10 protein-coding genes are annotated in these 12,043 nt (G+C 62.8%); 8 read left to right on the top strand and 2 right to left on the bottom strand.

Translation table 11 applies throughout. The features are described from left to right. The first annotated feature begins 331 nt into the window (after nucleotides 1–331). Both ACZK45_RS20475 and ACZK45_RS20470 read left to right on the top strand, forming a co-directional pair. The gene (locus ACZK45_RS20475) at nucleotides 332–2,650 is read left to right on the top strand and encodes a TonB-dependent receptor (RefSeq protein WP_478445166.1); all 2,319 of its coding nucleotides are present in this window, start codon (nucleotides 332–334) and stop codon (nucleotides 2,648–2,650) included. Between the two features lie 119 nt (nucleotides 2,651–2,769). Then, a complete protein-coding gene (locus tag ACZK45_RS20470) occupies nucleotides 2,770–3,156 on the top strand; it encodes a hypothetical protein (RefSeq protein WP_478445165.1) in 387 nt (128 codons plus the stop codon). Nucleotides 3,157–3,324: 168 nt separating this feature from the next. Here ACZK45_RS20470 and ACZK45_RS20465 read toward each other — a convergent pair whose 3' ends face one another. Beyond that, complete coding sequence (locus tag ACZK45_RS20465; protein ID WP_478445164.1) at nucleotides 3,325–4,824, bottom strand: YifB family Mg chelatase-like AAA ATPase; 1,500 nt, start codon at nucleotides 4,822–4,824, stop codon at nucleotides 3,325–3,327. Between the two features lie 129 nt (nucleotides 4,825–4,953). Further along, on the bottom strand, nucleotides 4,954–5,304 hold the full coding sequence (locus ACZK45_RS20460; protein ID WP_049400816.1) for a helix-turn-helix domain-containing protein: 351 nt from the start codon (nucleotides 5,302–5,304) through the stop codon (nucleotides 4,954–4,956). A 447-nt stretch (nucleotides 5,305–5,751) separates the two neighbouring features. Here ACZK45_RS20460 and ACZK45_RS20455 point away from each other — a divergent pair, with 447 nt between their 5' ends. The 6 genes from ACZK45_RS20455 to ACZK45_RS20430 all read left to right on the top strand — a co-directional run bounded on the left by ACZK45_RS20455 (nucleotide 5,752) and on the right by ACZK45_RS20430 (nucleotide 11,645). Next, nucleotides 5,752–6,060 (top strand): hypothetical protein, encoded by a 309-nt coding sequence (locus tag ACZK45_RS20455; RefSeq protein ID WP_032127113.1) that lies wholly within the window; start codon nucleotides 5,752–5,754, stop codon nucleotides 6,058–6,060. 170 nt (nucleotides 6,061–6,230) lie between these two features. Continuing rightward, on the top strand, nucleotides 6,231–7,478 hold the full coding sequence (locus ACZK45_RS20450) for a hypothetical protein (RefSeq protein WP_152905172.1): 1,248 nt from the start codon (nucleotides 6,231–6,233) through the stop codon (nucleotides 7,476–7,478). Beyond that, the gene (locus ACZK45_RS20445) at nucleotides 7,475–8,320 is read left to right on the top strand and encodes a hypothetical protein (RefSeq protein ID WP_478445163.1); all 846 of its coding nucleotides are present in this window, start codon (nucleotides 7,475–7,477) and stop codon (nucleotides 8,318–8,320) included. Before ACZK45_RS20450 ends, ACZK45_RS20445 begins: the two co-directional genes overlap by 4 nt. Then, nucleotides 8,310–9,083, top strand: a complete 774-nt coding sequence (locus ACZK45_RS20440) for a class I SAM-dependent methyltransferase (RefSeq protein ID WP_049400811.1) — start codon at nucleotides 8,310–8,312, stop codon at nucleotides 9,081–9,083. Before ACZK45_RS20445 ends, ACZK45_RS20440 begins: the two co-directional genes overlap by 11 nt. Nucleotides 9,084–9,147: 64 nt before the next feature. Beyond that, complete coding sequence (locus ACZK45_RS20435) at nucleotides 9,148–10,401, top strand: ABC transporter permease (protein WP_478445162.1); 1,254 nt, start codon at nucleotides 9,148–9,150, stop codon at nucleotides 10,399–10,401. Then, the gene (locus ACZK45_RS20430; RefSeq protein WP_253146044.1) at nucleotides 10,398–11,645 is read left to right on the top strand and encodes an ABC transporter permease; all 1,248 of its coding nucleotides are present in this window, start codon (nucleotides 10,398–10,400) and stop codon (nucleotides 11,643–11,645) included. Before ACZK45_RS20435 ends, ACZK45_RS20430 begins: the two co-directional genes overlap by 4 nt. Nucleotides 11,646–12,043: the final 398 nt, after the last annotated feature.

Raw genomic sequence — 12,043 nt, 5'->3', positions numbered from 1 at the left:
CCGTCCGCCCCGGTAGGTGCCAACCTTGGTTGGCACACGCGCACCGTATGTGCCGACCCAGGCTATACCCACGTATAACCCACCCATCCCCATCGCCATCGGCGCTGTACCACGGCGCAATGGCGGATGCGGCACTGCGATGCAAGAATTTCGCACGTCGAAATCACCCCACCGAATCCCGCAGCAGATGATCGTCCTCGTCTGCTGACCGGCGCGCACCGCGCCGTCACTCCTTCAACGCAATCGCATCGCCAGCCAGGGCGCCGACACCGGTGCTGCAACGTGCTGGGCGTGTGCCTGCGCCGCTCTCTCCCTGCACCTGGATCTGCCGATGAACACCCCACCCACGACGCGCCTCGCCTTGGCCATCATCACGGCCATCACCGCACCTGCGTACGCCGCCGAGATTCACGACGCAGCACATGACACCCCCACCACCTTGAACGCCCTGCAGGTCATCGCCACCCCGCGCGGTGCGGCCGTTGCGCCCACCCAGGTGGTCGGTCCAAACCGCTACATCATCAAGGCCGAAGACCTCGACGCGATGGTCACCGGCAACAACGGCCTGGCCATGCTCAAGCAGGTGCCGGGCGCCAGCTACACCGCCACCGACGGGCTGGGCCTGGATATCTCGGCCACCAGCCTGTTCGTGCGCGGCTTCCGTATGAATGAAATGGGCATCACCTTCGAAGGCGTGCCGCTGAACGACAACGGCTTCCTCTCGCTCACCGGCACCAGCGTGGTGAACGTGGGCGTGCCCGATGGCATCGGCGCGATCACGGTCAGCCCCGGCGGCGCACCCGTCAGCGTGTTCTCCAGCAGCGTCAACGGCGGCAGCCTGGAATACCGCCTGCGCGAGCTGCAGGACACGCCCAGCCTGCGCGTGAAACAGGGCGTGGGCAGCAACAACACGCTGGTCACCACCGTGTCCGGGCAGAGCGGCCAACTCGGTGAGCACGGTCCGAAGGTGCTGGTCGACCTGCAGCGCGTGTCCGCCGACAAGTACCAGGGCGAGGGCACCCAGAACTTCCTGCGCGGCGACCTGAAGCTGCAGCAGGATGTCGCCTGGGGTGACTTCACCGTGTTCCTGTCCGACAGCAAAGCCAAGGTCTGGGGCTACAACAACATCTCCTTCGACATGATCCGCAAGCTGGGCTGGAAGGCCGACATCTTCTATCCGGACTATGCGTGGGCCTGGTACGTCGCCTCGCCGGAGAACGCCGACAAATCCTGCGGCGCCTACACCTGCGGTGAGCTGTCCGAACTGATCCCGTACGACACTGGCCAGATCACCCGCGACCGCGTGTCCTCGATCAACCATCGCTTCCAGATCACCCCGGCGCTGAGCGGCAACGTGCAGCTGTACAACGCCAACAGCCACACCCAGGCTACGCTGACCGACCCGACCGTGCCGTCGCCAAACGGCGCACCGTTCTCCGAACAGGTGCAGACGCCGCGTGTGAATCGGCTGGGTGGCATGGTCAACCTGCAGTTCGAGACCGGCGCGCACACCTTCACCGCCGGTTTCTGGCAGGAGAAGAGCAAGGCCGCAGCCAAGACCGAGTGGTACCAGCAGCCGCTGCTTGGCGAGGGCCCGCCGCTGAAGGCCACCGGTCCGTTCGATGTGTACGGACCTGCGTTCAAGACCGACAACGCATCGAGCTGGGTGACCCGCTCGCGCCAGTTCTACCTGCAGGACGACATCGTGTTGAACGACACGCTGAAGCTGGGTGTCGGCTTCAAGGCCGTGGACTTCCGCACCAGCGGTGGCGGCCTGGGTGATGCCAAGGATCGCCCGGTGAACGGCACGCTGCGCGCGAAGAGCAACTTCCTGCCGCACGTCTCGCTGTTCTGGAGCCCGACCGAATCCACCGACGCCTTCATCGACTTGGCCAATACCATGAACGGCTATCGCGTGGCGCAGCGCGGCAACATCGGCTACACCGCCTCCGCGTGGACCATCACCGACCAGGAAGAGTTCGACCGCGTGGCCGGCACGCTGCGCCCGGAGAAGAACTGGAATCTGACCGTCGGCGCGTCGCATCGCTTCGACCGGCTGACGATCACCGGTGACGTGTTCTACAACGACATCCGCAACCGCCTGCTGTCGGCCGCCATCGGCACCCAGTTCGCGCAGATCAACACCGTGCGGTTGATGCCGAAGATGCACGTGATCGGCGCCGACCTCGGCATCACCGCCGACCTGACCGACCACCTGCAGTTCTACCAGGGCGTGGCCGTGGCCCGTTCGTACTACGACAGCGATTTCGTGGTGGGCGACACGGTGTACCCGATCAAGGGCAACGCCCAGCCGGGCTATCCGCAGATCTCGCTGGTCAGCGACCTGTCCGCGCATTTCGGCGACTGGCGCTTCGGTGCCACCAGCACCTCCTACCTGCGCCAGCCCTTCACCTACGAGAACGACATCCGCGTGCCGACCTTCTGGCAGGTCAACACCTATGCCGCCTACCGCTTTGGTGCGGACAGCACCGTGCCGGGCCTGGAGCTGCGGCTGGACGTGAGCAACCTGTTCAACCGCCACAACATCGGCACCGCCACCATCGCCGGCTCGTCGTTCTCGGGGGATTACCAGACCCTGCAGCGCAGCGCGCCCCGGCAGCTGATGTTCAGCACCTCGATGACCTTCTAAGTAGATCCACGCCATGCGTGGATGCACCTGGCGGTCCCCAGGCAGGTGCCCAGATCCGTCCACAAACCCGCCTTGCGCAATCAACAGGGATTTTCTGGCGGCGACGCAAGGTTCCCACAATGTTGCTGGTTCATGCTGTCGGCATGGCTCAGTACAACCCCCGATCACCGTTGTTCGGCATACGGAGTCATGGACGGCCCCGGCAGGCGCTGTCCGTGGCGCCTGTGATCGACCTGCAGGCCGAGTACCAGTTCTGGCACGTGTACGAGCGCGTGGTCCGTCCGTTGCCCGGTGGGGGGCTGCGGCTGGCCTGGCTGGTGTGCCAGAAGGTGTACCGGGACCGGTGGCAGCACCCGCACGACAGCGACGAGGCGGCGTTGTCGCGGGTGTTGTTCGGCGGGAACATGACGGCTGACCGGGCGTCGGAGCTGGCGGAGCTGCACGCGCTGGTCAGCCGTCGGGTGGCGTTGCTGGCGAAGCGTGGGCGGGTGGATTCCGCAGCCTGATGCGTGGGGGCTGCTATCGGCGTGCCGAGCTGCCATGACCCGCTCTGGCACCATCGCACCATCCGTCGCCATGACCCGCTGTTGGTAGAGTCGACTGCTAGTCGACTGCACTTCGCGCGCGAGTCGACCAACGGTCGACTCAACCAACGACCACTCCGAACGGTGCTCCTAGGGCTTCCCCCGATCCAACTGCCGGTAACCGATCGCCTCAGCCAGATGCGCCGTCTGGATCGTTTCACAACCCGCCAGATCAGCAATCGTGCGCGCCACCCGCAGAATCCGGTGCATCGCTCGCGCAGAAAGTTGCAGACGCTCAATCGCCTGCTCCAACAGATCCTGATCAGCCTCGCTCAGTTTGGTACAGGCACGCAGCGCCGCCGGTGGCAGATGGGCATTGAGCGCGCCACGCGCCTGCTGCCGGGCATGGGCGGCTTCCACCCGTGCACGTACCGATGCACTGGGCTCACCCAGCGGCGTGCTCTCGCGCAGCTCCACCGCATCCATGCGCGTCACGCCGATATGCAGATCGATGCGGTCCAGCAACGGACCGGACACGCGTGCGCGATAGCGGTTGATCCGCTCATCGCTGCACAGGCAGCGATTGCTGCGGTCACCGGCCCAGCCACACGGGCAGGGGTTCATCGCTGCCACAAGCTGGAACCGCGCCGGATACTGCACGCTGCGCGCCGCGCGGGCGATGCGGATGTGGCCGGATTCCAGCGGCTCGCGCAGGGTTTCCAACGCGCTGCGGTTCCATTCCGGCAGCTCGTCCAGGAACAGCACGCCGTGATGGGCCAGCGAGATTTCACCGGGGCAGGGTGGGTTGCCGCCACCCACCAGCGCCGCCGCACTCGCACTATGATGCGGCGCTCGAAAGGGCCGCTGCCGCCATCGTCTTGGGTCCACCCCATCGCCACTCACCGATGCAATCGCGGCCAGCTGCAGCGCCTCAGTCTCTTCGGTATCCGGCAACAGACTGGGCAGGCGCGAGGCCAGCAGTGTCTTGCCGCAGCCAGGGCTGCCGATCAACAGCAGATGGTGTCCACCCGCGGCGGCCACTTCCAACGCGCGCCGTGCATGCGCCTGCCCGCGCACGTCGGCCAGATCGGGCAGCGGTAACGGCGTCGTGTCCACGCGCTCTACGGGCGGCAGCAGGCGTGGGTTCCCCAACCCAGCGCAGCATTCCAGCAGCGTGCGCGCCACTCGCACATCAGCGTGCTCGGCCAGAGCTGCTTCTGCCGCATTCCCGGGTGGTACCACCAGAATTCGCCCGGCTTCGGCTGCCGCAATCGCTGCTGGCAGCGCTCCAGCCACAGGCCGCAGTTCACCGGTCAGGCCAAGCTCGCCCAGGAATTCGTACTGCAGCAGTGACTGTGGATCGACCTGGCCGCTGGCCGCCAGAATGCCCAGCGCAATCGCCAGGTCGTAACGCCCACCTTCCTTGGGCAGGTCGGCGGGCGCGAGGTTCAAGGTGATGCGCCGCTGCGGGAAGTCGAAGCGCGCGCAGAGCAGGGCAGCACGCACGCGCTCGCGAGATTCGCGCACGCTGGTCTCGGCCAAGCCCACGATCTGCGTGACAGGCAGGCCGCCAGAGAGATGCACCTCCACCCGCACCAGTGGGGCATCGACCCCGGCGCGGGCACGGCTGTGGACTAGCGCCAGGCTCATGTGTGGTTTCCTGCAGACGGGCGCTTAATGGTGCGGCGGCGGTGCGTCGATCACCATCGGAGTACTCCGGCGGTGTATATAGGATTTGTCCGGCCAGCCACTACGTGTGGTTCAGTCGTCGGGACAACGTCAGATATGTCGTTCGGCAGACCTCATCAACTCAACAATGTTGTCGAGGAGGGAGATCGGAAGGTTGCGCGATGCCGTCAACATGTGGGCTTCCATCTGCAGGCGCATACCTTCAGGCTTCCCACCATCGGCGATGGTGTTCCCCGTAATCAGCCAAGATACGCTCACGCACGTGACCCTGCTCAACGCATGCAGATGGTCGATAGACGGCACGAAGCCTAGTTCGCGTTCCCAGTGGCCCACCGTCGCCCGGTTTACGTTCAGGGCTTTGGCGAGATCGGTTTGAGATAGCCCGTTGCTGATACGCGCAACGCGGATCCGGGCGGACAGTGAATCAGTGCGGAACTCCATGAATACTCCCCTTCCTATGCTCCCTTGCACAGGGCGTGCGGGGAAGTGTGTGAGCGCCAATACAGATCGTCAATTCTGTAGCAGTTCTACATATGTCGGTTCTCGCACGAATATCTTCTTGAATGCGCTGAGGACGCTGCTTCTGACACGTGGCGATACGGGATGAACGCCGCGTCCTCCCTATCTTTGGCCAAGACGTTAGCGACAGTGACGTCCTTTCGGGGCCAGCACGCAAGCGCAAATTCAAGCACTCGATTGGTGATGGTTGCCCTCTGCACGTAGTGAAAGCTGGGGCGCAACCGCCCGCGCGCGGCGGAAGCTGTGCGCGGCACAGCAGCGAGGTTGCAGCTGGATGCCGGCGGGCCGTTGAATCAAGTTGAGCCACAACGCTGATCACGTTCGCAGCTCAGAAGATCAAATGCCCACCATTACATGGAGTAAAGAAAAATGACCCAACGCACTGCTGTAAAGACTCTCTCGTCCCTCACGCTGATCATTGCGGGTGTCGCGGCAGCAGGTTCGGCTTCTGCTGCTGCATCGAACGGAGATTTCGCCAATGACATTGCGGCATCGACGTCCATCCAGGCGGATATGCAGTCTCTGAGCATCAGTGAGTTCAGAGACGAAAAATCCGCGCTTCTCGCAGATGGGCACCATCACTCCGATTCATTCGGATCCCATCACCATCATGACACGGCGAGCAAGCAGATGGCATTTGCTTCGCGCATTGCCGCGGATTCCCGATTCGACGTCTGAAGAGAGAGGGGCGGGGATCTCTCCACCCCTTGCACGTGAATCACTGTCATGCAGCGCCTATGGAGGCCGGAGGTGGCTTCTTGTCTTCGGCCTCAAAGTGGATTTGAAGGGTGGATAAGAGCGGCCAGGAGCAAGTGGCGAGGACGGCGATCACCACATGGAGTAGGAGAATGAGTTCGATGGCCCAGGCCCAACCGCCAGATGTAAAGAACCCGATCTGCCTGATGGAAATCGCAGATGCAACAGAAAGCATGGAGTCGGTCGTCGAGGGCATCCTCTGGTCAAGACTCCGCAGGATGAGAGCGCGACTTCAGGAAGTGCTTGCCGACCAGCAGTACGGGGCCATGGCTCGTGTCATGCACCAGATGTACCAGTCAATCGGTGCCGATCACCAAGCCCGCGTACTGCTCAGTTCCGAGTTCTGTGAGCAGTATCTGTGCCTGGAGTCCGCACGGAAGGGTAGGCTGGAGGCGGGAGCCGACGAGCAGGAGAGGGCGGAGGAACAGGCCCGCGCGCTTGGCGCGCTGCACGACATCATCGCTCGGGAGAAGTCGATCGCCGAACTGGCACAGGGACGGACAGGCAGGTACCTGAGGGAGGCGCGGCAGTGGCAGCTCTACAGTCCGGTTGGAGACTGCGTTGCGGAGAAGGATGCCACGGGCGTGTGGACCCTTCGGCAGTTGCCGAAGCTGGGTGACTGTATCGCGTTGGATCTTGAGAGCCCACCGGCGCGGCATCATGAGCCACGCTCTGGAGTGCTGAGCCAACCGTGCCTGCCGCTGACCGATGCGGAGCGCGAGCATGTCTCGCGAAAGCTGTCAGACGCACTGGCGGCGATCGATAGTGCAGAACCCATGTACGGCCTTCTCATCCGCAACTTCGTCCGGCGGATCACCGTACGCAAGTCGGCAGACGTCACCTCCGATGAAGCCGGCCGCTACGGCTCGGAGCATGTGCCGAGGCAGCCGGGTTCCATTCGACTGCTGAACACGCATAACCCTGAACTTCTGGTTGAGGCATGCATGGAGAGCATCATGCATGAAAGCACCCACAACTATCTGGCCGCATGGGAGCTGGCCAACGGATTCTTCGTTGCCAATGACTACCAGCATCGTGTCGTATCTCCCTGGTCCGGGAATCCCATTCCCAACTCCTCCTACATCCACGCTGTCTTCGTCTACTACGTGTGCCACCGCTTGCTGAAACGTCATCTTGAAGTCTCGCCGGACCTGGGTGAAACCGCCAAGCGCCACGTCCAACGTAGGCTGGCCGTCTGCGCTGCCGGCTTCCTGATCGAGCAGGATCTCAGTGGTCGGTTGATGACCAAGGACGCCATCAATAGTGAGGTTGGGCAGATGATCGATCGAATGCAGGCCGAAATGAAGCGGCAGTATCGCTATGGGGAGTGGCAGCAATGAGCAGAACGGTCGTCATCCATGCGGATCACCTTGACCCGGTCGCCCTGCGGGCCGTGGCTACAGGTGTCCCTGCCATGCACATCGATGAACTGATCCCGGTAATGGAGGGCCAGCCCTGGCCCGAAGTACTTCGCTTGAGCCCAGGTGCGCATCTCGAGCGTCTTTTCCGCGGAGCCAATGTGGTGAATCGGGTCTTCTCACTGGCAGGAACGCAGATCGAACAGTTTTTGGCCGAGCGCGGAGTGGACGCCCGCTGGTTCCATATCCGCCTGCAGCCGCTTCTGGCGCTGGGGGTGAGCCTCTGTCACGACACGGGCACGCGCGGTGTGTCCCGGTGCCTGGCTCCATTGAACGTGCAGTGGTTTGAACTCGAACGCGCTCTTCCCGGCGCGAACACGCCTGACTTCGCCTACAGTTTTGGCTACGAAGAACCAGACCTGTCCCGCATCGAAGACCCCATGCAGAAGTCGGTATGGTCACTTTTTGACTGGCGGCAGGAACGGCAGCTTGATGATGAAGAGCGCCGCAGACACCAGTTCCACGTTTCCAGGCCGAAGGGCGTCCCCGTGGTTGCGTGGTTCCTTGGGCGGGACTACAACGGAATCCACTTTCCCCGTGAAAGCGTTGAGGTCGATGGTGGTGTGTGCGAGCAACTAACGCGAGCGGCCGCACACGCCTTCCGATCCGAAGCGGGAGAGATGCTCCTGTACGTGACGGATGAGGCGGTAACCTTCCATGCATTCTCGCCTTACCTTCGTTCCGTCGCGGCCGATGCGGCTGTGCAGGATGCGTTGGATGCGTGGTTGCTTGCCGGCAACGCCGGAGGTGTGAATGCTGCTTGAAAAGCTGAGCTCGCTGCGCGAGTCCATGGGCTGGGTTTACGGAAGCGAGGATCTGTGCGTACTGCTGTACAGCTTGGTCAAGCGGATGCGCCCACGCATCGTGGTTGAACTGGGCACCGGGTTTGGCGTCACTGCGGCCTGGATGGCCGGTGCGCTGCGGGAGAACGGTGGCGGTGTCATTCACACCTACGACAATGGCTCGCACTTCTCCAGCGAGCCAGGCATCAGGTTTGTGGAGGGCCTGCAGGGGCCGTTTGCCGATCTGCTGCGGGAAAAGGCGCAGGACTATCCCGCTTTCCTGAAGCACGTATTCCAGTGGGCCGGGGTCGAGAATCACGTTGTCTCCAACTGGCAGGAAATCGGCTTTGCCGATATTGCCCGGGCCCCCGCCTTTGACGGCGGAATAGACATGGTCTTCTCCGACTTCAATCACTCCCAGGACAGCATCCAGGCCTTGCTAGCGGCGTTTCTGCCGCGCATGGCGGAAAGCGCCTCGATCTTCATCGACAGTGCCTCTACCCAGCGGCTTGGTTACCTGACCCTGGAAGCCGTTGTGGACGCCCTGAATCAGAACAAGATACCCAGGGCGTTCATCAAGGATCGCAGCGAGAAGGGCATCGAAGCGATCCTTCGGATCGTCCAGCGCTCGCGCTTCCGCCTGATGCATCTGCTGGAAGCCCGCGACAGGGCGCAGAACAGCACAGCGTGGATCTCGATTGAACCGGTGGACGTGATTCCGACTGCGGCCACATTCCTGCATTAGAGAGACGTATATGTTAGGCCATTACTTTGCGCTGGCCCGCACAAGGCTTCTGGAAACCAAGGGGATGAGCGCCGCGTTGATCCTGGCGCTGGGATTGGGCATCGGCGCGAGCATGACGATGTTGACCGTCGTGCGGACAATGACGTGGGATCCACTGCCGGGGCGAAGCGAGCATCTCTATCACCCCTTCATCGACGCACTCCCCACCTCCTACGACGTCAGGCCTGGCATGGACCCGCGGGTGGCCCTTACCTGGGTAGATGCCCAGAACCTGCTGCGGCAGGCCCCGGCCTCCCATCAGGCCGCGCTGGCATCTGCTCGTCTATTGGTGGATGCGCAGCGCAGCGTGCAGATTCCATTCTTCACGCAAGGGCAGTATGTCACTGCGGATGCGTTTGCCATGTTCGGCATCCCAGTGGTGCAGGGCAGGGCCTGGACGCGTGAAGATGATGCTGCCCACGCCCGGGTTGTCGTGCTGGGTCAGGATCTGGCTGCTCATTTGGGCGGTGAAGGCCTGGTGGGTACGACTGTTCGGCTGGGTGGCCAGGCATTCACGGTGGTGGGTGTTGCCGGTCCGTGGAGCCCGCGCCCACGGTTCTATACGGACCTTCAGCAGGACGTGTTCAAGGGGCGCGAAGACTTCTTCATACCGTTAGGTGTCGCGGCAGAGATGCAGATGACGGTGTCCAACAGCGTCTTTTCATGGAGTGGTGACAAATCCCCCAATCGCCTGCAGGACGCTCGCACGTCGTGGATCCAGTTCTGGGCCGAGTTGCCTGACGCGGCCAGTGTCGAGCAGTACGAGCGCTTCCTGGGCAACTACGCACGTGCACAGCACCAGGCGGGAAGGTTTGACAGGACAACTGCACCGCGGATGGTGTCCCTGAAGGACTTCCTGGTCGAGCATCGCATCATCCCCAACGAGGTGAAGCTGCAGTTGGCGCTGTGCCTGGGGTTCCTGATCGTTTGCCTGCTGAACATGAGTGCCTTGATCTTCGCCCGCTTCATCCGCCGGTCCCATGAAATATCGGTCCGTCGGGCGCTGGGTGCGCGTCGGCAGGACGTCATCCATCAGCTCTGCACTGAAGCACTGATCATCGGCGGCTTGGGCGGGGCGGTAGGGTTGATCGTTGCAGAGGCCGGCCTCTACCTTGTGCGGACGCAGCCGGAAGACTACGCCTCGCTGGCCAACATGGATCTCAGCATGGCCGCTCTCACGATGGGCCTGGCGTGTGTCTCCAGCGTGATCGCTGCGTTCTTCCCTGCGCTGCGCGCTACCTCGGGCCGTCTGGCCATGCAGATCAAGGCGTCAGAATGAGCATTGCAGAAGTTCCCCTTGTCGTCCGCGCGCTCACCCGCAACCGCGTCATCGCGTCCATTCTTCTGGTGCAGGTGCTGGTTGCCACCGCGTGCGTGACGAACCTTGCGTTTCTGCTGTCCGAGCGGCTGGGAACCCTCACCTACAAGACGGGCCTGGAAGAGGCGAACCTGGGCGTCATCGAGACCGAGTACCTGGGGCCTGCAGCAGCCAACCCTGCAGCCTCGATCAGGACCGACCTGGAGGCCATCCGGCAACAGCCAGGCGTCGAACAGGTAGTCGCAGCAGAGTCGCTTCCCCTTTCCCAGCGCAGCTGGTCGGTGGGATTCACCAACAAGGTGCTTGAAGGCAATGACATCTCCGGTATCGTCGAGGCAGAGCCGACTGTCTACACGGCATCTTCGCCAGCAGTCCAGGTGTTGGGCCTGACCCTTGTTGCCGGCCGTGACCTGTCTGCGGGAGCGTTCGTGCCGATGGAGGCCAGCGCCGACTATGCCGGGCTCTACAAGGCAAGCGAGGCCGTTGTCTCGCAGGCACTGGCAGACAAGCTGTTTCCGGAAGGCGGCGCAGTCGGCAAGTTCCTGTATGCCGATGCGCAGCATCCCATCCAGGTGGTCGGCATCGTCAAGTCGCTTTCCCGGCCTGTTCTGAAGACCGATGCAGACAATGACATGTCACTCATCCTGCCGCTGATTCCGGACGGGCCTCGCGTGATGTTCGCCATCCGTGCCGCGGATGGGCGGGTGGCGGATGTGATTGCGTCCAGTGAGGCGGCCTTGTCGCAGCGCGACGCAAACCGCACCATCGCCCGCAGCACCTCGTTCCGGGAACTGCGCGCCGACTACTTCCGCCACGATCAGACCATGGCGATAATGTTCCTGAGCTCCGGGTTGGCGCTGTTGGTGGTAACGGCTACGGGCGTGTACGGACTGGCCAGCTTCTGGGTTCGCAAGCGGTATCGTCAGATCGGTATCCGGCGCGCATTGGGTGCCCGGAAATCCGACATCCTCCGGTACTTCCTGGTGGAGAACCTGATTCTCACCGCCACCGGGTCTGTTGTCGGCACCGTACTGGCCATCGGCCTGAACATGGCCGTGGCCCGGTACTACGAGGTGGCCAGGATCGAGACGCCATTTCTCGCCATTGGCGTACTGACCGTGCTTCTGTTGGGCCAGGCCGCAGCATTTGTTCCGGCCCGACGAGCAGCCAAAGAAGCCCCGGTGGCGATCCTGCGCAGCGCCTGACCCGGACGGGTCTGTCATCCGGCCAGTGCTCGCGCCAAAGCACCGTTCCTTACGGCTACGCGATGGCAACTCGGAGGAGTTGCGATAGACAAGGCGTATAACAGGGCAGTGGAAGAAAGGAGTAACCGGCAATGCGATGCATTCGGGTACTAACCCTCCTCTCGCTCATCCTGGGTCTGCTGGGGTGCAGGGACGAGGTGGAGAGTTCAACGTATCCCATGGGTCAGAGTGGAAAGACCTGCACTGCCGACAAGGGCTTTGATCGCCACCCACCTGAAGTGGTTGTTGCCGAGCTTTCCAGACGGGCGTTGGATAGTCGCAGGTTGACTCATAAAACAGTCTGCGGCTCGGTCACCAGTTGGGAGATCCTTCCCGCGGGGGCTTCGATCAATCAGATA

This window comes from Stenotrophomonas sp. 63632_Sma, from assembly GCF_056482875.1.
The sequence above is the reverse complement of the archived record's forward strand: the minus strand, read 5'-3'. Positions and strand labels throughout refer to the sequence as shown.